Annotated in this window: 20 protein-coding genes; 4 read left to right on the top strand and 16 right to left on the bottom strand. The window is 46.2% G+C overall.

The features are described 5' to 3' along the window. Positions 1 to 41 precede the first annotated feature (41 nt). Complete coding sequence (locus AC4G47_RS07415; RefSeq protein ID WP_491105564.1) at positions 42 to 407, top strand: VOC family protein; 366 nt, start codon at positions 42 to 44, stop codon at positions 405 to 407. A gap of 104 nt (positions 408 to 511) precedes the next feature. On the opposite strand, the gene AC4G47_RS07410 is transcribed toward AC4G47_RS07415, so the two are convergent. The 5 genes from AC4G47_RS07410 to AC4G47_RS07390 all read right to left on the bottom strand — a co-directional run bounded on the left by AC4G47_RS07410 (position 512) and on the right by AC4G47_RS07390 (position 5,830). Next, a complete protein-coding gene (locus AC4G47_RS07410) occupies positions 512 to 991 on the bottom strand; it encodes a GNAT family N-acetyltransferase (protein ID WP_491106661.1) in 480 nt (159 codons plus the stop codon). Positions 992 to 1,155: 164 nt separating this feature from the next. Then, on the bottom strand, positions 1,156 to 1,734 hold the full coding sequence (locus AC4G47_RS07405) for a hypothetical protein (protein ID WP_491105562.1): 579 nt from the start codon (positions 1,732 to 1,734) through the stop codon (positions 1,156 to 1,158). A gap of 141 nt (positions 1,735 to 1,875) precedes the next feature. Beyond that, positions 1,876 to 3,354, bottom strand: a complete 1,479-nt coding sequence (locus AC4G47_RS07400; protein ID WP_491105561.1) for a methyl-accepting chemotaxis protein — start codon at positions 3,352 to 3,354, stop codon at positions 1,876 to 1,878. Between the two features lie 303 nt (positions 3,355 to 3,657). Continuing rightward, the gene (locus AC4G47_RS07395) at positions 3,658 to 4,701 is read right to left on the bottom strand and encodes a pectate lyase family protein (RefSeq protein WP_491105559.1); all 1,044 of its coding nucleotides are present in this window, start codon (positions 4,699 to 4,701) and stop codon (positions 3,658 to 3,660) included. Positions 4,702 to 4,987: 286 nt separating this feature from the next. Beyond that, positions 4,988 to 5,830 (bottom strand): helix-turn-helix domain-containing protein, encoded by an 843-nt coding sequence (locus tag AC4G47_RS07390; RefSeq protein WP_491105558.1) that lies wholly within the window; start codon positions 5,828 to 5,830, stop codon positions 4,988 to 4,990. 116 nt (positions 5,831 to 5,946) lie between these two features. Here AC4G47_RS07390 and AC4G47_RS07385 point away from each other — a divergent pair, with 116 nt between their 5' ends. Further along, positions 5,947 to 7,932 carry a beta-galactosidase gene (locus tag AC4G47_RS07385; protein WP_491105557.1) on the top strand — a complete coding sequence of 662 codons (1,986 nt, stop codon included), beginning with the start codon at positions 5,947 to 5,949 and terminating at the stop codon, positions 7,930 to 7,932. A 122-nt stretch (positions 7,933 to 8,054) separates the two neighbouring features. Here the strand turns inward: AC4G47_RS07385 and AC4G47_RS07380 are convergent, their stop codons facing one another. From AC4G47_RS07380 to AC4G47_RS07360, 5 genes are all read right to left on the bottom strand, one after another. After that, positions 8,055 to 9,194 carry a DUF4179 domain-containing protein gene (locus AC4G47_RS07380; protein WP_491105555.1) on the bottom strand — a complete coding sequence of 380 codons (1,140 nt, stop codon included), beginning with the start codon at positions 9,192 to 9,194 and terminating at the stop codon, positions 8,055 to 8,057. Continuing rightward, positions 9,184 to 9,732 carry a sigma-70 family RNA polymerase sigma factor gene (locus AC4G47_RS07375; RefSeq protein ID WP_307416574.1) on the bottom strand — a complete coding sequence of 183 codons (549 nt, stop codon included), beginning with the start codon at positions 9,730 to 9,732 and terminating at the stop codon, positions 9,184 to 9,186. Before AC4G47_RS07375 ends, AC4G47_RS07380 begins: the two co-directional genes overlap by 11 nt. A 178-nt stretch (positions 9,733 to 9,910) precedes the next feature. Beyond that, positions 9,911 to 10,234, bottom strand: coding sequence for a hypothetical protein (locus AC4G47_RS07370; protein WP_491105552.1), 324 nt, complete (start codon positions 10,232 to 10,234; stop codon positions 9,911 to 9,913). Between the two features lie 202 nt (positions 10,235 to 10,436). Beyond that, a complete protein-coding gene (locus tag AC4G47_RS07365) occupies positions 10,437 to 11,126 on the bottom strand; it encodes a hypothetical protein (protein ID WP_491105551.1) in 690 nt (229 codons plus the stop codon). A 32-nt stretch (positions 11,127 to 11,158) separates the two neighbouring features. Beyond that, positions 11,159 to 11,626, bottom strand: a complete 468-nt coding sequence (locus AC4G47_RS07360; protein ID WP_491105550.1) for a DUF6386 family protein — start codon at positions 11,624 to 11,626, stop codon at positions 11,159 to 11,161. A gap of 181 nt (positions 11,627 to 11,807) precedes the next feature. Here AC4G47_RS07360 and AC4G47_RS07355 point away from each other — a divergent pair, with 181 nt between their 5' ends. Next, positions 11,808 to 12,185, top strand: coding sequence for a PilZ domain-containing protein (locus AC4G47_RS07355; RefSeq protein ID WP_458123593.1), 378 nt, complete (start codon positions 11,808 to 11,810; stop codon positions 12,183 to 12,185). Positions 12,186 to 12,258: 73 nt separating this feature from the next. On the opposite strand, the gene AC4G47_RS07350 is transcribed toward AC4G47_RS07355, so the two are convergent. Together AC4G47_RS07350 and AC4G47_RS07345 are read right to left on the bottom strand one after the other, a co-directional pair. Beyond that, a complete protein-coding gene (locus AC4G47_RS07350) occupies positions 12,259 to 13,602 on the bottom strand; it encodes a uracil/xanthine transporter (RefSeq protein WP_491105549.1) in 1,344 nt (447 codons plus the stop codon). A gap of 50 nt (positions 13,603 to 13,652) precedes the next feature. Further along, on the bottom strand, positions 13,653 to 14,237 hold the full coding sequence (locus tag AC4G47_RS07345) for an ankyrin repeat domain-containing protein (protein ID WP_491105547.1): 585 nt from the start codon (positions 14,235 to 14,237) through the stop codon (positions 13,653 to 13,655). A 157-nt stretch (positions 14,238 to 14,394) separates the two neighbouring features. Here AC4G47_RS07345 and AC4G47_RS07340 point away from each other — a divergent pair, with 157 nt between their 5' ends. After that, entirely contained in the window at positions 14,395 to 15,300 is a 906-nt protein-coding gene (locus tag AC4G47_RS07340; protein ID WP_491105545.1) for a LysR family transcriptional regulator, read from the top strand. A 71-nt stretch (positions 15,301 to 15,371) separates the two neighbouring features. On the opposite strand, the gene AC4G47_RS07335 is transcribed toward AC4G47_RS07340, so the two are convergent. From AC4G47_RS07335 to AC4G47_RS07320, 4 genes are all read right to left on the bottom strand, one after another. After that, the gene (locus AC4G47_RS07335; RefSeq protein ID WP_491105543.1) at positions 15,372 to 17,273 is read right to left on the bottom strand and encodes a beta-glucoside-specific PTS transporter subunit IIABC; all 1,902 of its coding nucleotides are present in this window, start codon (positions 17,271 to 17,273) and stop codon (positions 15,372 to 15,374) included. Between the two features lie 128 nt (positions 17,274 to 17,401). Continuing rightward, positions 17,402 to 18,253, bottom strand: a complete 852-nt coding sequence (gene licT, locus AC4G47_RS07330; protein ID WP_458123598.1) for a BglG family transcription antiterminator LicT — start codon at positions 18,251 to 18,253, stop codon at positions 17,402 to 17,404. Between the two features lie 234 nt (positions 18,254 to 18,487). After that, positions 18,488 to 19,912, bottom strand: coding sequence for a glycoside hydrolase family 1 protein (locus tag AC4G47_RS07325; RefSeq protein WP_491105542.1), 1,425 nt, complete (start codon positions 19,910 to 19,912; stop codon positions 18,488 to 18,490). A 191-nt stretch (positions 19,913 to 20,103) separates the two neighbouring features. After that, positions 20,104 to 21,561: a glycoside hydrolase family 1 protein gene (locus AC4G47_RS07320; RefSeq protein WP_458123600.1), complete on the bottom strand. Its 1,458-nt coding sequence runs from the start codon at positions 21,559 to 21,561 to the stop codon at positions 20,104 to 20,106. Positions 21,562 to 21,584: the final 23 nt, after the last annotated feature.

The following is a 21,584-nucleotide window of genomic DNA, read 5'->3' as shown; positions in this document are numbered from 1 at the left end:
CATAATGCTCAGAAATAGGATACAAAAGGAGAGATTCACCCATGTTGATCAAATTAAACTGGATCACGCTGAGGGTCAGTAATTTGGAAGATTCGCTCGGGTTCTACCACGACATGCTCGGACTTCCAATCCAGCGCAGATTCGAAAGCCGTGGACGGCAGATTGCCATGCTGGGCATGGAAAATGAAACAAAGCTGGAACTGATTGAAGGCAGCGAATCCGTTCTTAAACCAGAGGCTGGCGTGTCAATCGGCTATGAGGTGAGCTCGCTGGAGGAAGCCATGGAGCGACTGGCTGAACTGAATATTCCGATTTTGCGCGGACCCATCCAGCCCAATCCTCACCTGCGATTCATTTATATTACCGATCCTGACGGCTTCGAGGTGCAGCTTGCAGAGCATGCTTAATTAGGCGAGTGTAAAATGAGTGTATGTATCACGATGACCAGTTTTACGTGCAATCAACCCTGCATGCACAACCTAGGGCTACATAAACACACTACTAGTTCTGTTTATAGTTTCATGCGGCGCATCAGCGGCACACCTACGCGATTCAATAAGCGGTCAAGTAACAGCCAGCACCAGCGTCTGCCCCACGGAAGATGACGCTCATACACAGCGGAGTACTCAAAGTCAGCCACAGCACCGCGATTGCGCTTGAACTGCGCCGCCCCGGCGCTCTCGTGTAACAGATGGCCATTCTCGCGTGCCTGTCCGATCAGGCATGCGGACAACATGCGGTATAGCCCGACGGACTGGGGGATCGCCGTATCGTAACCGAACAGCGGTGTTGTCATGATTCCATTCCGGCAGAAATAACCCATGACCGCGTGCAGGCGCCCCTCCTTCCGCAGTCCGTGCAGTATGAGCGTTCCAGACGCCAGCGCAGCGGCAATAAAACGCTCGGTGAATTGCGGATTGTCGTAGGAATATTTTTCAAGGTATAAAAGTTTGTATAGCTCTACGATCCGTGGAATATCCGCCTCCGTCATATCCGCTCCGGAAACGAATTCATACCCGTGCTTGGTGAGCAATTGATTATCCCGCTTCAGCAGCCAGCGCGACTTTGCATTGCCAAAATTCGGATCATACGCACGGTACAGGTAGATTTGCCGGCTCGGGATCAATCGGCACCCTGCTTCCCTCAGCTTCTTCGTCAGGTCGGGGTGAAGCTCCGGGCACAAGGAGCGGAAGACGATGGTATGCTCAGGGTAAGCTCTTGTATCACTGCAAGCATACGGACAGCCTGTTCGCCGGACATGGAAGGATACAGGTTCGTGGAGAACAGCCAGTTGTTCACATGCACGACCTTGTTGATCTGTGATTGCTTCATTCCCCAACCCAATAGACTGAGCAGCACAGAAAGCCCTTTCTCCAACACTGGCTTTTGCAACATGGTCAATTCCTGCTTGGCGTAACTTACATAATGCGTATACGGTGAGCATACATAGGCATTGTCGTACTCCGCCTCATTCACCGTTAGCGGAAGAACGAGATCATCGATCCGGGCGAGCAACAATGTGGCCTCCACGTTCGCCATATAACTCCGGGTCCCATCCAGCATAATGGGTTCCAAATAGGCTCTTGCATATCTTCCGTCCTCTGTATCGGGCCAGTCCATGCCTTTGATCGAATGCTGATCATACAGACGCACGCGTTCAACACGGTTACCACTTTCATCCTCGTATGTACGATCATCACAGGCCGATCTATCTTTCATTACTTTATTCTTCAAGCTTATACTCCCCCATACCCTTCATACTCTACACCACACTGTATAGGAAAAAAATGCTGCTTTCAAGTTGTATTCCAGAGGAAAAAAAAAGCCCGTCCAGCACGCTAAATACGTACCGACAGGCTCTCAAACTATTTATTATTAAAGTTTGTTCTCAGCGGAAGAAGCCTGATGATCCGAGACCAATTCATTCAGGTCTACAATCAGTTGCTCCAGTTCTCCAAAGCTCTCTACCATCTTCTGTGTCAGGTTACGTTGTTCTTCCATGCTCGCCAGAATCTCTTCTGTCGCTGCACTGGATTGCTCAGTCACACTCGAAATCTCGGAAACCTCATTCACAACTCTGGTGGAAGATTCCTTCATCGTCGCCGAACTAGTCTCAATATCTGTCGCTTGATTCAATACATGATGAGAGTTACTGTTGATTGTACGAAACACTTCCTCTGCCGTATGCACACTGTCTCTTCCTTGTTGTAACGATTGACGAATGCGTTCGAATCGATCCGTCAGCGCCTGCGTCTGTCCTTTCAATCGAGACAGAATGGTTGCAATATCACTTGCGGACTGACCCGAGTTCTCGGCCAACTTGCGAACTTCCTCTGATACAACGGCAAACCCGCGTCCATGCTCACCCGCACGAGCTGCTTCAATGGCTGCATTGAGTGCGAGCAAGTTGGTCTGACTCGCAATATCCGCTATGCTGTTCAGCATAAGCGTCATGGATTCACTTTCCTCGTTAAACTTTCGCATGTCATTTGCAGTGGTATCGATTGTCTCATATAGCTCTTGCATTTGGATGTTCAGCTGGTCCATCTGTGTGCTTCCTGTTTGCGTGCTCGTTGCCATACTTGCGGACAACTCTTTCATCTGCTGGGAATACGACGCAACGTCCTTGATATGCTGATCTGACACAGACAAGGATTCCGAAATCTCGGCTACACTGGTCGCCTGGAACTCAACACCTTTTGCAACCTCACTGAACCCAAGCGTCACCTCATTGGTGATGGAGCCAGTCGCATTCACTTTTTGCTTCAATTGATCCGTATAACGTGATAAACCTTCGACGGATTCCTTCACACGTTCCAGCATGGTTTCCACTCTTTGTTTAGAGTGCTCCACCTCATTCTGGCGTACTTCACTTTCACGGAAGAGCCTTTGATTCAGCTGTGAGACCAGCATCAAAACGGCTCCTGTGAGAGCAAATAGTCCCACATTGACGATATTACCTATTAGCTCAACAGAATCAACGGTATTCATAACAAATAACTGAAGAACACTGTTGACTAGTAATACCGAGAATCCAACCATAAAAAATTTCTTGTTAGGAAATAACAGGAGAACTGCGGTTATGACCAAACTTAACGCAAAATTGACCGTTCCCCACCCGACATAGACTCCACATATTGTCATTAATACGGTAATCAGCCATGGAATGAGATGAATATGCTTCTTTTTCGCATTAGCGTATGTAATCCAAACTACAAAGATCAGAGCTACTCCATTGGACACAAGTAACTTCGGCATCATAAAGGCCAGACCCATACCAATGGCAACGATAATCCACAAAATGATACCGATTAATTTGTTCCTTTTCCAAATAATTTCGTCCATACGATCCATGCATACCCCGTCCTTTTAAGTAGGTTAAATGTAAGTTGTAGGGCCTTTCTGTACTACATCTATTAGTCTCTGGCCCTGCTTATGCGCAAATCGCAAATACGCGGCACCTTAACATAGTACATATTGACTTCATAAGTATGAAACCAGCGCTACTTTATGTATATCGGTATTGTTAATTAAAAATTAATATGAATTATAAAATGATATGCAGACATATCATTTTTACAAACAAAAAGCCTGTCTTATACGTCTTGGCGTATAGGACAGGCTTTTTGGCATAATGCGCATATACGGGACAAACTCTTACTTTCCGAATACAAGTGTCGTATTGGACGAGCCTGCATACTTGGTGACGAATTCACGCGCGTAGCTGGCACTCTCTACCTGATAACTGTAATTGGAACTTGGTCTCCAGTTCGTTTTAGGAGAAGTCGGGCTATTAAGGGCTGGCGTACTGCCCGTATCGGTGAACTCCCCTTTTCCTTTGTCATCCAAGATGCCGCCCTTTTCAGCGCCAGCACCAAAGTAGTTGTTTTCGGAATAAATCCGCGCTTTTTCACCAATTGTGATGGCCTGATTAAAGTTGTTTGCATAGTTGTTTTTGAGATGGAAGTAACCATATCTTAAAAGTCCAGGTCCACGCACATATAGATTCTCGAAGTAATTGTTGGACATTGTCACATGAGGGACGCCATTGTAACTGCTGTTACCATCATTCGGATGTCCGAGAATAACGCCATACTTATGGTTCGCAAATTTGGAATTGCTAATCGTAATATAGTCTGCGCGATCACCAATGTACAGAAGCTTGTCCAGATCACTTCCGCCGGAGTTGTAGCTATGGCCAGAGAACGTCACATGATCGATCCAATAATTGGAGCCAGAAGTGATATACACCTGGATATCATCATTCCCGTTGATATTTGCTGAATGTTGAAATGTCAGATTCTGAAAAATTACATTGCTTGAACTGCTTGTAGATCTGAAATGAATATTCGTTAATGTATGTTTATCAAAGGAACCGACAAGTGTCTTATTCGCTCCAAATTCAACTTTTTGCAGCGAGGAGGAAGAAATATTCTGTTCAACGACGACAATTTTGGCTGTAGAGCCCGCCATATGTGTTCTCAGGTCATTGAGATTACTAACGTAAACAACCTGACCGTTCTTGCCGCCTGTCGTGGCTGCCTTGGATACACCACTTTCATTCTTGGCACTGCCTGCAAAACCGGTTAACCCGTTCGTACCTGTGTTCGGATAACTGGCCGCACCATAGGTAGACGGGGCCGTGGATACAGTCAGCAACAATAGAGTTATCGCGAGTAAAAGCATCGAAAATTTCTTCAAAATTTCACCATCCTTTATAATATTATCCTCGAAGACAACTCGATTATATCGTGTAACTTTGGCTGTGACAATATAATGATTGCAAAAAGACAACAATATTCTCTTTTTTGCAACAGCAGATCAGATATAGTGAAAAACAAAAATAGACTTTTCTTTCATACAAAATAGAGCCGCTAATTAGCGGCTCTATAAACGAGTACTGTGAGATACAACTTGGAACTGATCCGCCCTCGGATCAGTTCCTAAAACCTCTGACGAAAAACCATCGCTTGCGGATAATAATATATCACGACTTCTGATAGCTGCGGCGGAAGGCACCGGGTGTAAGTCGTTCAATCTTCTTGAAAATTGCTCCATAATAGCTGGTAGATTCGAAGCCGACTTGATGAGCAATATCCTCCATCCCGCGCTGCACATTGTCGAGCAGCAGTTCCTTGCTCTTGTTGACCCTTACCTGATTAACATAGCTGATGGGACGAATGCCTGTCGTCTTCTTGAACAAACGACAGAAATATTCCGGTGTGACACAGATCAGTCCAGCCAGCGTTGGCAAAGTAATCTCTTCAGCATAATGCTGTTCAATATAGTCCAGAACCGGTTTTAATCGCTCATACTGCTGCCCGACCGTATCGCTGCCCTCGACAGAAACGCGTTGAATAATCTCTGTCAATAAGGTATAGAGGATGGCGGAACAGGCGTAATTGCTTAATGTCTGCTCTTGTGGTGTTAAGGCAGCTTGCAGCAACTCCCGCATTCGGGATAGAAGGTATTCAGGCGATGCAAGCGTGTATACGCATGTGTCAACAATGCCAACGGTTTCAAACAAGCTCGCTGACCCGCTGCCATCGAAAATGATCCAGTCGACTTCCCAGCTCTCGGATAGCGCATAGTATTCGTGCTTCTGTCCAGGGAACAACAGCATGCCCATGCCTGGCTTGACGATATGTTCCGTTTCACTTAGTTTGAGCTTGCCCACACCGCTGCGGCATTGTATCCACTGATAATCCTGAATGCCTTGGTCTCGACGGATGTGCTCCTGTTCATGATGCAGGCCGATGCCAAGCAAATAAAAAGGGAGCAGCTTGTCTCGGGCAGATAATACCGGGAAATTGCGATTGGGATGAGGCATGCGACTAACTCTCCTGTTATCTTAATATTGTTATGTCATATTAATTATTTAAGATATTCACTCGAATTAATATATCATATAATCGCAATATATTGATAAATAAAGGAGATCACAGGATGACAATTAAGATAGGAATTGATTATTATCCAGAGCAATGGACTCCGGAGTTATGGGAGAAAGATGCCGTTCTTATGCAAGAGACAGGGGTTGCTGTTGTGCGAATGGCGGAGTTCGCCTGGAGCAGAATGGAACCGACCGAGGGTAATTATCAGTTTGAATGGTTGGATGCGGCTATAGAAGTATTCGCTTCGCACGGTATGAAAATCGTCTTATGCACCCCCACCAATACCCCGCCGAACTGGATGACAACCCGTTATCCGGATGTGCTGCCCATGGATGAGCAACGCCACATCATCCGGCCAGGTGTACGTGGACATCGTTGTAACAACAGCTCTTCCTTAAGAATGCTGGGCTCCAAATTTGTGGAAGCGATGTCACAGCGCTATGGTAAGCATCCCGCCGTCATTGGCTGGCAAATCGATAACGAGATGCACTACCAGGAATGCCATTGTGATACATGTAATCGTGCATTTGTCACTTGGCTGCAAAAGCGTTATTCCAATCTGGAGGAGTTGAACCGGGAGTGGGGTACGGTCGTCTGGAGTGGTGAGTACAGCAGCTGGGCTGAGGTAACAACGCCGCTCGGACCAAGCAAACCGATGAATCCTTCCTATCTTCTGGAGTACAAGCGGTTCTGTTCCGACAGCGTAGGCCATCTGCTGGGATGGCAGCTTGAGATTTTACGCCGTAACTGTCCAGGCCAATTCGTGACGCATAACATGTGGCAATATCCGAATAGCCTGGACTATTATGATCTGCACAACGAATTGGACTTCGTCTCTGTCGATTATTATCCGAATGAGCTGTATCGCGATTATGGCGATCGGTTTCCGAGGAACGGAGCGCTTACGCTGGACCTGGTTCGCGGCATCAAACGCCGGAATTTCTGGGTAATGGAACAGCTCAGCGGAGCGCAGGGCGCCTGGATGCCGATTCAGCGCACCCCCTATCCTGGACTGATCCGAGCTCGCTCTTGGCAGACAATCGCCCGCGGTGCGGATATGGTCGTCCATTTCCGCTGGCGGAGTGCAACCGTCGGAGCTGAACAATTCTGGCATGGGCTGATTGACCACAGCAATGTTCCTGGACGCAGGTTCAGGGAATTCGCCGAGCTTACTCGCGAGGTGAACCAGTTAGGAGAACTGCTAGCCGACTCGACCATTGTTACCCAGGTTGCGATTCTGCATTCGCATGATCAGCATACGGCGCTCTCCCTTCAGCCGCAGGCGGAAGGAGGAATGCACTATATAGACAACTTGTCCTCTATGCATAATGCATTTCTGAAAATGGGTATCGGTACGGACGTTATCAACTGGACCGAGGAACTTGACGGGTACAAGCTGGTCATTGTCCCTTCCCTCTTCCTGTTAAGTGAAGAAATAGCCCAGCGACTGGAGCGATTCGCAGCCAAAGGGGGGACCGTTGTCCTCACCAATCGGACTGGTGTGAAGAACATGAGGAATGTATGTGAGATGCTGCCTCTGCCGGGGCTGCTGGCGGAAGCGGCGGGTGTTGTCGTAAGTGAATATGATGCAATCGGCAACAGTGAGCATCGGATACGGAACGCGGAGGGCAAGACATTCGCTGCGAAGCAATGGTGTGATCTACTGGAACTGCGAGGTGCAGAGCCGATCGCCTGGTATGACAACGACTTTTACGAGGGTGTACCAGCGGTTACTGTCAATAAGTTTGGTGAAGGTGAAGTATATTATATCGGCACTTGGCCGGAACCATCGTATTTCTATCAGCTGTTTGAAGGCATATTGAAGGAAAAGGAATTGGCGCCCAAGATCCAGCTGCCAGAAGGTGTCGAGCTGTCGATTCGAACGAAGGGGGAGCAAAGTTTTCTGTTCCTGATCAATTTGACGAATGAGCAACGAGAGATTACGCTGGACGTTCCTTATCGCAGCTTGTTGACCAGCGAGAGATTGGATCAGAAGATGACTCTTCCAGCTCTGGGAGTGGATATTCTAACTGTATAAGATCAGCCGTTTTCATATTTAAGAAGGGATGTCTCACAAGGCTTACGACCTTGAGGGACATCCCTTCTCTTATTTTACTAACGTCCACCTAATTTGTATAAGAGTATTTCCAGTTAGTTTGTTTATTTGATTTTGATTCCGAGTTCATCATTTTTGGCTTCCTGCAAATCATCATAAACCTTACCTGGTTTGCCACGAAGTTTTAATATCATCGACTCCGGATTGTCCAGCAGATTGCTGTTGAAAGAATACATCATTCCGTCTTCCGTTCCGGTCCCTAATATCGTGGATAAACTTGTTTGCTTCCCGTCTTTAGAAGTAGTGACAATCTCGAGAGGCTGGACTACCTCACTGATCAACAACTTCGTTTTGTAATTGATCTCTTGCTCCGGCTCAAAAACAAATCTAACCCGAGTCACAAGCGGTGAAAATTCCACTTCTGCTAACATAACTTCATGACCCCCAATGCTAAAGGTCCGATTAAGGTTGATTATTTCCGTTTTGGGGATAGAGAATTTGGGATCCAGCGCAAAAGAAAGATTCATTTTTTTGGAAAATTGATATTCCCGTTCCTTTTCCCCGTTTTCAGAATATTTTACGACGCCAGGAACAACAGAAGAAATCTGCAATTGAAGATTCACTTGCTCAGGCAACGGTTTGTTTCGATTTCGTTCAAGTGTACTTCGACCATAGATAGTATGTTTATCATTCGAGAAACGCACCCCTCCTATATTTCCGTTATCCAGAACATAACCTGTTCTTGCATCCGTCATCTTCATATTAACAGTCGAATATATCTCTTGCGAAGCATCCGTTCTGGCGGTATACAATACCGTTATCCTGTTCTCATCTGCCATAACCGCATTCACGGTAAACTCATATATACCCGATGTAACCGTCCGATCCACAAGTTGCACATAACCATGATTGAGTGCTGATGTAATCGTAGCCTTTTCCATATCAGTTGATATGTCACGAAAGGGCTCTAGTACTCCCCAATGGACTGCAGGCTCAGTATATGTTGCCGGTTGTTGCCCATAGTTTCCAAGCGGGCCCATAAGAAACCAACTCGCAGCCAGGGCCGTGACCAGCACTGCCGTGATCCATTTGATACGAGCGGTCCTACCTGATCGTTTTGTTCTGGCCTTTGCGAGACCACGTTGAATTGCCGCAGTCGTGTCCGCCGGATTCCATTGCTGGTTCTCTCTTTTCACCTGATATGCGTCTGCAAGAAGTGCTTTCTCCTCCGGGTTAGTGGTCATGCCAATCCCTCCTGTTCCTCATCAACTTGCGCAACTGCTGAAGTCCCTTGTGCTGCCAGGTCTTGATCGTACCTTCCGGTTTGCCGAGGATGGAGGCAATATCCGTCAGTGTCATGTCGTTATAATATTTCAGCAATAATACATGGCGATATTTAGGTTTCACCTTTTGTAAAAGAGATTCCATAGCAATTCGGTTATCATCAACGCTGATCATCCAAGAAGCCGGAATGCTGTCCTCCAGATCTTCCTTGGCCAGAGGTGTCGCTCGCTTGCGGCGTCTCTGTTCATCGATGCAGACATAGATCAGAATCCGAATGATCCACGACTTGAACGCCTTCTCATTATTCAGCGTACGACGCTTGATCCAAGCCCGGCACGTCATCTCCTGTACCGCTTCCAGCGCATCTTGCCGATTACGCAGGTAACTGTAAGCAATGGAAATAAGCGTATCTTGATGCTCCATAATGGATTGCACAAATTCCGTCTCGTCTTCGGTCTGTACATATATCCTCTGGTTCATCTCTGCTTTTGTTTCCACCCCGCATCCCTCCTTCTCTCTCTTTCTGTGGTATAAGACGGGTGAGTGAATCAAACGGTTTTTATTATTTGCTCATCAAAAAAAGCTCCGCCATCATCATGAGGGAGCTTGATTACATAGGACTTCAGCCGAAGATAATCTGATTGACGTGTAATTTAGATACTTCATATCAACTAACCTACAGATTACCCGTTACTTCGATCCCTTCGGCCAATTGTAGATGAGTTCTTACCCAAGTGGTGAACTGATCCAAAAACACACGCAATTCAGGCTCTGCAACCACCTGTTGACCCAACTCTTCCGGAACCTCCACCCACACTTCCTTCATAACGGGATTGTCCCAGCAGGGATCAAGTTCCTTCTTCTCTTCTCCAGATCGAGGGTCAGTTAACGGGAACATTCGATCCAATGCCGGACGAATAAGATCAAAGTCTTCATTATATATGAACAGCATATCTTCCATCTCTACTTCGACCATAGTTCTCTTTGATCTTTTAGCCATATAGAATCCTCCTCCTGTTTCAGGCAAATCTCCTACATATCAGAGTTCAAACCAGATTTCTCCGCAGGAGGCTCCCTTAACGATCAGATTCATGGAGATGCCACAGCCAAAATCTGTGCAGCATGCCTGCCGACCATTTTGGATCAAGATATTCGTGCTCTAGCACATCCCAATCCTCTTCTTCCTTACTTCTCCTCCCTCACTACTCTATTAACGGTCGTTCGACGACGTACCCGCGTTGCTGCAATTCATCCATTGCTGCTGCCACATCTCGCTGAGGACACAGCTGCTTAATCAGGCTAGCAGTCAATGGTTCTTCTTCATATACTTTAGCTACGGCTTCCAGTGACAATTCCTGTAAGTCATAGTATGCTTTTGCCCAATCAACGTAATCTTCCGGGTTCTTCTCCATATACCCCAGCAAAAAGTCCGCTCCACCTCTGGTGTCCGCTTCGTCTTCCTCGACCATCGCCAGCTGAATCCAGCTACCAGCCTTCCATTGCAAGTCGTTCCCTTCCTGCCAGAGGCAAAAAGTGACATCCTCCAGATCCAATGCCTCCTGATGATGCCGCAGAGCAGCCATCAGTGTCTCCGGCACATCATCGTACATGCCTGGATAGATTTCTCCATCCTCACGAGCATGTGGGCTCAAGGGTGATTCATGATCGAATCCTTTGATCAACGTGCCCGAATCCGTAAACAATACATGCAGATGATCCCCTGCTCCATTATTAATACTCCCCCATACCACACCAGGCTGAAGCTCAGCTTCATAGCGATGTACGCGTAGCCATTCTTCCTCGGAAAAAATGATGTCCAATGCAGCGAGTATCCTCATCCGTTTACGCAGAGCATCTGCATTCATCACTATTATCTCGTTCCAATCCTGCATATGAATCTCTCCTGTCTGTTCGCATATGTATATTACATCCGGATTAATTCATCCAGCGTGTTCTTACCCTGCATACTTGGTTTCATGAGAATCGAGATGCGACTGGCTTCTCTGGATATGATACATGCATAGTTTCCCGGCTTTAATTGAAACAGGACACCTTCACACGACTCATCCGGCTCCAGCTCACCGCCACTAACATCTTCTGCTGCTCCCAGATAGACGTTGCCCGACGGAACTTGCAGATGATACACACTTCCCTGTTCTGCTACGCAATCTGGATCTCGATCTGAATCTGCATCCTCCAGGCTCCATTCCACCTCATATACTCCATCCGCACCCAGATTCAGGAACAGACAATGGCCTGCATTGACCTCAGCCAGCTCATCCTCCGGTACGGACCACCAGTCTGATGTGTCTTGGACCCGGTGCCTCAACGCCGCCAGATCATACAGGCACAATGTTGCCGTATCTGTAACCATTTGAAATGTTCCTCGCATATTCATCCGCCCCTTCTGTCTGATTCGAGTCTGATATAGAACCATATCCCACCATTATATCAAGGCTCGTACACGTGTAAAAGGAACCCGGGGGCCAACTCTGCTTGCGTAACTCTTCATTTCTGGTTCCAAACGGTCGATATAAGCATAACTGACTTTTTTGAACTTGATGGAGGAAGCCATGTCAATTAACAATAGAAAAGAACCCTTTCGCTACACATTGAAGGAACCGATCAACTTTGAAATCTATATTCTCAGCATCAACGGGGTCATTGCACCACCCAAACCCATTCAGGCCGAGCTATGTGATATCAGTCGATCCGGCTGTCAGCTGTCATTTCCCCTGTCCCTTCCTGTAGAGAATAATGATATTCGGATTGGAATGAATATGTTGCTATTTGAAGACCCCCTATATATGGAAGGCACTCTCCGCTGGGGTCAAGAAAAAAATACCTCATGGCACTATGGTGTCCAGCTTGAGATTCAAGATGGTAACCAGGACCGTCTCTCCCGGGAGATGAGAATGCTTGCAGGACAAGGCAAAATTATTGTGAAATAGCCATATAGACCTGATAACAAAAAACACAAAAAAACAGCCCAAACAAGTTGGACTGTCCTATTATTTAGACTTTTTATGCCGCTTTACTGACTGTCGCTGGTTGTTCCATGTTGGACCAATTCACGGTTTTTTCAAGAACTAGTGAGACCAATACCCCAATTACAAGACCATTGCTTATAATCGGAATGAGATACATGGGCAAGGTTTGAAAGGCTTCAGCAGGAATATTCATGACAGCAACTCCAGTGAGAACCGGCAATGCTACACGATAGATGGTCTTAGAATTAAATGTCGTACCCTCAAGCGTTCTTAATGCCGTGCCAAACATCTGCAGATACGCTACAAACAGAACAGCACTGCCTACGCTTGGTGGTATTTGTGCAAAGAATGCCGTGATCGAAGGTGTAAGACCCATCATACATAGTAAGCCTGCTCCAATAATAAAGGCAGCACGGCGCAGGATACGAGTACTCTCCAGGAATCCGATGGAAGATGCAAATAAACCAAACGGTAGCACACCCACACAGGCTGATAGCATCGTGAACAGACCTGTTAGCGCGTATGAGCGTCGATACTGACGACTCGTCGTCTCTGTCCGGTATAGTTTCTCAACTGTGCTTAATGTGGTGATCGAATTCGTCATATTCACCAGCCCCACGAAGAAAGCAGTAATGACGATCCCCGGCTCCCATCTGGGTACTCCCCACGGAAACAGCGTGAGACCTGCTGGGTTCTGATTCGGCTGTCCGCCATGTTGTCCAGGAAACAAGAGACTATAGGCGATCCAGCCTGCCACAATCCCAATGAGGATCGCGTAGTTCCCCAGTTTCCCCCTCCCCTTTAATTGAATCCATGCCACCAGAAATGCAATGACAACGGATAGCGCGGCAACAGGCAGATCGAAGCGCCCAAACTCCGTATATCCAATCATGCCTTTGAAAAAGTTCATGGTTAATTGAATCGTCATCAGAAACAGCATGGCACTCTTGACCATGGGCGTAAACAGCTTTTGCAGCACTTGCGCTGCTCCCAGCCAGCCCAAAATCATCATCGTTAGTCCCGCTAACAGGAAACCTGCAGCCAGCCCACCACCAATACGCTCCAGACTCATACCCGCTGATGAAGCAGATACCGTCAAGCTTAGCGTTAGTCCCCACCATAATCCTGACGGACCATCCATGACCGCATACCGATGACCGAATATGGCTTGAAGCATACACACTGCTCCGGTAAGTATAAATGCGTGCTGCATGGAGGCAGCGATGGCATCCGGGGACAGATGAAAATTATGTCCAATGGATAGCGGAACAACAACGGTATTGGTAAAGAGGAAGAAAAACCACTGTATGCCTGCCAAAACCAGTGCAGATACGTCCTTCATATTCTTTTGTGAAAAATGCTCTTGATGTCTGTTCATTCGTTAGTAATATCCTTTCACTCTTCTGTATCATAAACGCATAAGTCTCTTCAGACTTGAGTTAGTAGTCGTTCCATGTCGGCATATTGATGCTGGCGCGCATGTTCGAGCGGTGTAATCCCGTCCCGATCCGCAATCTTTGGATCTGCACCATACTTCAGAAGCAGGGCAACAATCTGCTGATGACGCAGTCCACCATCCCCCAAAATGACCGCTTCCAGCAAGGCTGTCCATCCCAGATTGTTGATATGATTCACATTCACATCGCTGCGTGTCAGCAGAAGCTCTACAATGTCCACATGGCCCCGATCCGCTGCAGGAATAAGAGCTGTACCGCCGAAACGATTTGTTAAGCGGGTATCCGCACCCCCGGCAATAGCCAATTCAACCATGTCATACATACCCTCAGCACTCGCATATAATAGCAGGTTGTCCAATCGTGCATCCTGAAGGTTAATGTCCGCTCCAGCGTCAACTAACATCCTTGCTGTGTCTATCTTGTTACCGTGTACGGCTGCCATCAGAGGTGTTCTCCCCAATGCATTCTTTTCATTCAGCCGGCTACCTTGTGTGATATATCGAATGACCTCATCGGTATGCCCCGCTTGAGCGGCATCATGTATTGTTCTACCCACGTTGCTTCATCCTCCAATGTAAGGTCCTTCTACTGTTATTCATTCAGGTGTGCAAATCTAATGTATGGTAACATAAGATCGTAGTATATTAAAAATACATGTTTTGTTGGCTTTCCATACGAATTGCATATACATTGCAAGCGAAGGAGAAAATCATTTGGATATCAAACAATGTCGCTATTTCGTTGCCATTGCTGAGGAAAAACAGATCACAGCCGCTGCCCGAAGACTGCACATGGCTCAGCCACCTTTAAGCCAGCAGCTTAAGTTAATGGAAGAAGAGCTCGGCGTGATTTTGTTTGAACGCAAAGGACGTATGATGGAACTAACACAGGCGGGTCGCAGCTTCTATGATTATGCAGTTACTTTGACCAAATATATGGAGGAAGCTGTAATGGAGATGCAAAGTTTCCGTCATGGCATCCGTGGCAAACTTGCGATCGGCATCAATACCATATCTGATCGTCTGATCCCGCAAGCACTTCAACAGTTCCGCACCACACATCCACAGGTTACCTATAAAATTCAGCAAAATGAATCCGCACAATTATGCCGCCTGCTGGAAGATGGCAAAGTCGAACTCGCCTGTGTACGCATGCCTGTCCAGACAGAACGCTATGAAGTGCTGCACCTGCCACAGGAGCCGCTCTTCTACATTTCTTCGACACCACTAGAACGCCCGACGGAGATGGGCCTAAGAGCGGAGATGGGGACTTACTTCGAACAGCTTACAAGCATCCCTCTACTGCTTCCAAGTACAGAGGGACTCGGCATGTTCGAGCTGATTCTGGACAGGTTTCGGGAGCACCAGGTTACCCCCTCCATCATGGGTGAATGCTCAGACATTAATATGTTGCTGGAGTTGGTCCGACTCGGCTTCGCCAGTTCCATCGTGCCTCATACGGTACTACAGCTATACCAAGAGCACCCTTTCCACGTATATCGCATCCAGGATCAGCATTCCACGGTTGGCTCGGCGCTGGTCTGGCTACAGAACCGCTATCTGTCCAAGCCTGCACAACACTTTGTGCAATTGGTACAGGATATGCTTCCCGTGGTATAGAACTTGATAAACAAAAAAAGCGCAGCTTTACCGGAATGTAATCCGGTAAGGCTGCTGCTTCATTTTTATAGTTAAGCTTTAGCTGTGAACAACAAGTCTTTTTCTTTGATCGTAGTGCGACCAGCAGATTCAATGGTCTCATACTGGTGCATGTTCGTAATAATAACAGGTGTAATCGTCGTGTAACCGGCTTGTTCGATCTGTTCCCGGTCAAACTCCATGAGTACATCACCTACGGTAACCTTCGCACCTGCTTGAACTTTAGGAGAGAAGAATTGACCTTTCAGCTTCACCGTATCAATCCCGATATGAATCAGCATCTCTGCTCCGGTATCACTTACCAGACCAATGGCATGTCCACTCTTCGATAACGAGAATACTGTACCGTTGATCGGAGAAACAACGCGGCCCTCAGATGGTTGAATCGCGAATCCTTTACCCATAATCTCTTCAGAGAATGCAGGGTCTGGAACTTCGCTAAGCGGTTTAACTTCACCTGTGATCGGGCTGAATACTTGCTCATCTTGTGCTTTTGCTTCTTCAGTTACAACAGAAGTCGTTGCTGCTGATTTTGCTGGCTCAGCTGCTGGTGCTGCTGGCTCAGTTGCATTTTCTTCCTGGAACCCAAGAATGTACGTCAGTACTGCCGCAGCTACGATGGCAATCAAACCACCAGCCAGAGCATAGAGCAGTGTGCTAATTGCTGGACTGATAAATGCTGCCACACTCGGCAGACCTGCAAGTCCTGTAATAACGTACGATTTAACATTGAAGATACCCATGAATCCACCGGCAATCGCTCCCCCGATAAGGGCTGCAATAAACGGTTTTTTGAACTTCATGTTGATACCGTACATCGCTGGTTCCGTAATCCCCATGATAGCCGTAAGACCTGTGGAATAAGCAAGGGATTTGGTTTTGCCATTTCTCGATCTGAGACCTACACCAAATGCCGCGCCACCTTGTGCCAAGTTAGCTGCAAACATCAGTGGAATGATAAAGTCGTAACCCAGTGTTGTCATTGAACCAACAACGATCGGCAACAAAGCATAGTGCATACCTGTAATGATCAGCAGTGACATCGTACCACCAATCAGGATACTTGCGAAGATGGACATGTTATCGAACAACCATGAAATACCACCGGACAAACCATTACCAAGAACCGTACCCAATGGACCTACTGTCATCAACGTCAGTGGAACCATAATTAACAGTGTTACTGTTGGAACAACCAAGAGTTTAAGTGAAGCATGTGTTACACGATCAACGGCCTTCTCTACATAAGAAGCAATCCAGATGGCGAGAATGATCGGAATTACTGTGGAGGAATACGTTGCGGCAATGACTTTAATGCCCGCAAATGTCGAATCCCCTTCAGCAAGTAACGCGGTAATCGTTGGATGCATAATACCTGCGGCAAGTGCTGCGCCAATGTACATATTGCTACCCAGTTTACGTGCAGCACTTATCGCCAGAATAATTGGCAGGAAGTAGAATGCACCGTCACCGATTGCGGACAAAATGATGTAAGTTGAGCTGGTATCGGACAACCACCCCAGGGCAACCAGGATAGCCACGATCCCTTTGATCATACCTGCACCTGTAATCGCTGGCAGAATCGGTGTAAATATACCGGAAATGAAGTCGAACAACGCACTTACCGGATTTCTCTTTTTCTTCTCCCCAGTTGAAGCACTTGATGTTGCATTATCTGCGTTTGGAGATTTGGACATGTTGCCAACAAGTGCGTTGTACACGATAGGTACATCGTTACCGATGATGACCTGGAACTGTCCACCGTTCTCCATAACACCCATAACGCCTGGTGTATTTTTCAGCGTCGCTTTGTCCGCTTTTTTGTTGTCATTGAGGTTGAATCTGAGTCTTGTCATACAGTGTGTGACTTGATCAATGTTCTCTTCGCCACCAACAAGCTTCAAAATATCCTTGGACAATTGTTGTGTATCCATTGTGTTTTGCTCCTTTTATGTGTAATGAAGGTTAAAAAAAAACCTAAACACTGAATAATGACAAAGCAGAAAAGCTTATCATTATTCAACGTTTAGGTTTTGCCTTTTTAGCAGTAACAATCCCAATTTTATTCGATTGGTTGTTCATTTCTGACAACTCGTTCAATATGAATGGTCAGATACAGTATTTCTTCCTTGGACAACACCCGATTATAGATCTTACGAGTATAGTCACTGATCCTTACTGCACATGCATGTGCTTCCGGATACTGCTTGCTCACCAAGTCATGAAGAGGATTATCTTCTTCTTTATCTTCAATCGCCATTCCTTGCAACACACGTTGGGCAAAGAACTTCAGATGAGTTAAAAATCGATAATAACTCAATGAATCTTCATCAAGCTCGATTACAAAACTACGTCTTACAATGTTAAGTATGTCCTTAACGATATTCGTAATGCTGATCGTTTCCCTCATCTCACCGTTCATCTGGGCATTAACCAGATGCATCGCAATGAATGCGCATTCGTCTTCAGGAAGCAGGACACCTAACGTTTCCTCAATAATCTGTAGCGCCTTGAGTCCAATGGCATATTCCTTCCGGTACATGCGCTTGATTTCCCAAAACAGTGCGTTACGGATCTGCAATCCTTGACGATGTCGATCAATGGCAAAATGAATATGATCCGTCAGTGAAATGTAGATGCTCTCATGCAGCTTCTCACCCAATACCGTCTCGGCATAACGGATAATCTCATCCGAGCACTCGACATATTCAACCGGGATATCAGACAGAAGTGTTTTGAGTTTCTGTGATACTTCTTTACTTTCGAGCGAGAATATTTTTTCGACGAGACTCTCGTCTATCGATTCACCAGTATGCTTTTTGAAGGCAATTCCACGTCCCATAACGACCAGTTCGTTTCCTCCCGGATCAATCACGGTAACTACGTTGTTGTTCAGCACCTTCTCAATTTTCATTTCTTCACATCACCTTGCACCGTCAAAGTAGTAAAAGGCAAAACCAAAGCAGGTCACGAGATATGCCCTGCTTCTGGTTTTGCCTGATTGAACAGTAACAATCCAGTTATTCATTAGCCTTAGGCCCATCTTACCATATAATTATCCATATGACAATGTTTTTGTGAAAGCGGTTAATGTGCAATAATGTGACATAAGAAGGTGCATGTACAACCATGCTTTAAGAACTAATATTTACTCGTTGTTGTTCTTAAGACTTGCGCCATTCGTACCAATAACTTCTTTGTACCAGTGGAATGATTTTTTCTTGTAACGATCCAGTGTTCCTGAACCATCATTGTTGCGATCTACATAAATGAAGCCATAACGTTTCTTCATTTCGGCAGTTGAAGCACTCACCAGGTCAATACAGCCCCATGACGTGTAACCCATCACTTCTACGCCATCTTCAAGAGCTTCTCCCACCTGTACCAGGTGATCATTCAAATATTGGATACGGTAATCATCATTCACTGTTTTATTGCCCTTTTCGTCCGTAATCAGTTCATCTACTGCACCCAGACCATTTTCGACAATAAACAATGGTTTTTGATAACGGTCCCAGTATTTGTTCAGGGTTACGCGTAGTCCTTGCGGATCAATCTGCCAGCCCCACTCGCTCGCTTTGAGATAAGGGTTTTGCACACCTGCGAACAGGTTTCCTTTTCCTTCAACCCGTTTCTCGGGATCACCTGTCTCACAGATACTTACATAGTAACTGAACGAGATAAAGTCTACGGTATGCTTAAGAATTTCAGCATCGCCGTCTTCAAACTTAATATTGATATTATTCGCTTTGAAATAACGGTTAATGTATTTCGGATAGTAACCACGTGCATGAATATCAGCAAAGATATCATTGCGCTGTTCAGCATGCATCGCTGCAACCACATCATCCGGATTCGGAGTCAGCGGATACGTAGGCATGCTCAGTACCATACAGCCGATTTTGGCTTCAGGCATAATTTCATGACCCAGTTTAACAGCCAGGGCACTGGCTACCAGTTCGTGATGGATCGCTTGGTACAGATCCTGCTTGGACAGTTCTGCTTTTGGCGTGTAGATCCCGCCACTCATGAATGGCTCCTCCAGAATGGAGTTAATCTCATTGAATGTCAGCCAGTATTTTACTTTACCTTTGAAACGGTTAAACAGCACTGTTACATAACGCTCGTAGAACTCGATCATTTTACGGTTAACCCAGCCATCATACGTTTTGGACAAGTGCAGGGGTGTCTCATAGTGAGAAATCGTTACGAGTGGTTCAATACCGTATTTGTGACACTCATCGAACAGGTCATCATAGAATTGCAGACCTTTCTCGTTTGGCTCCAATTCATCACCTTTAGGGAAGATACGGGACCAAGCGATGGATGTACGGAACACTTTGAAGCCCATTTCGGCAAACAGTTTAACATCCTCTTTGTAACGGTTATAAAAATCAATCCCGATCAGTTTCAGGTTGTCCTCTGTAGGACCTTCCGTTCTCGGCGTTGTAATCCCGTGAGGCATGACATCTTGAACAGATAGGCCTTTGCCATCTGTATTATAAGCTCCTTCAAGTTGGTTGGCTGCTACAGCGCCGCCCCATAGGAAATCCTTCGGAAATGGTGTAGTCATATCAATCATTCCTCTCTAATTAACGATATTTTCATTCTTTGTATAAATGCTTTACTCTATCCTTTGCCGACAGGAAAAAGCGGACAATCTCCAACTAAAAGGGTCATCAGGAATATTAGTTCCTTGAATGCCAACTTTCGTGTTAGGTTTTGCCCGCTTTTTATGCGGTAACAATCCTGAAAACGGGAGAACTACAGTTGCTCACCATTGCTTGCAATCACGTTTTTGTACCAGTCGAACGAATCTTTCTTGGAACGTTTGAGTGTTCCGTTACCTTCGTCATCCAGATCGACATAGATGAAACCATAACGTTTGGACATTTCGGACGTAGACATGCTCACAAGGTCAATCGGGCCCCATGCTGTGAATCCAATCAGATCCACACCATCTTTGATGGCTTCTTTCATTTGTTCAATGTGTTTTTTCAGGTAATCCACACGATAGGAGTCATGGATAGAACCATCTTCTTCAACACGGTCATATGCACCCAGACCATTTTCAACGATAAACAATGGTTTCTGGTAACGATCCCAGAAGTTATTCAGGGTTACGCGCAGACCGATCGGATCGATCTCCCAGCCCCAGTCGGACGCTTCCAGATAAGGGTTTTTCACGCCACCAGTCAGGTTACCTGCTGTTTCTTCCTTGTCTGCGGATGCAGATTTGGTTACGGACATGTAGTAACTGAAGGAGATGAAATCAACGGTATTGTTCAGCAAGATCTCATCATCGCCTGCTTCTTTTTGAATCACGATGTTGTTTTCTTCAAAATAACGAGCCATGTAGTTCGGGTATTTACCACGAGCATGCATGTCCGTGAAGAAGAGGTTGATCTGATTCTCATGTTGAGCCAGACGAACATCTACCGGATTACATGTTGCTGCATAAGTTTCCATACGAGCAAGCATACAACCCACTTGGGAACCAGGCATAATCTCGTGTGCAAGCTTCGTTACCAATGCACTGGCTACAAATTGATGATGCAGCGCTTGATATGTGGTTTGCAGCTTGTTGTCCACTTTATCGATCAGAATGCCGCCACCAGTGTACGGGCTGAACAGCATTACGTTAATTTCATTGAACGTCAGCCAGTATTTCACTTTATTTTTATAACGGTTAAACACCGTTTCTGCATAACGAACGTAGTGCTGGATCACTTCGCGGCCAGCCCAGCCATTATATTTTTGCGTCAAGCCTAGCGGAGTCTCATAGTGAGACAATGTAACGAGCGGCTCAATACCGTATTTCAACAATTCGTCGAAGACTTCATCGTAGAATTTCAAACCAGCTTCATTCGGCTCTTGGTCATAACCGTTCGGGAAAATACGGGCCCAGTGAATGGACAAACGGAAAACTTTGAAGCCCATTTCAGCGAACAACGCAATATCTTCTCTAAAGTGATGATAGAAATCAATACCAAAACGTTTCGGGAAACGTTCTTCAATTTTGCCGGAGAGAATCTCTTCGATTCGGGAAGAGGAAATTTCCATGGCATGTCCGCCTGTACGCTTCTCTTTCGGAACATGAGCGATCATGTCCGCTGTGGAGAGGCCTTTGCCGTCCTTATCGAATGCACCCTCCAATTGATTGGCAGCTGTAGCGCCGCCCCATAGGAAGTTTTCGGGGAATCCTTTTTTTGCCGTGGTCATGAACAACAACCTCTTTTCGAAAT

Source organism: Paenibacillus sp. Negev47 (genome assembly GCF_058313655.1).
Note: the sequence above shows the minus strand (reverse complement) of the source record. Positions and strands in the feature narration are given on the sequence as shown.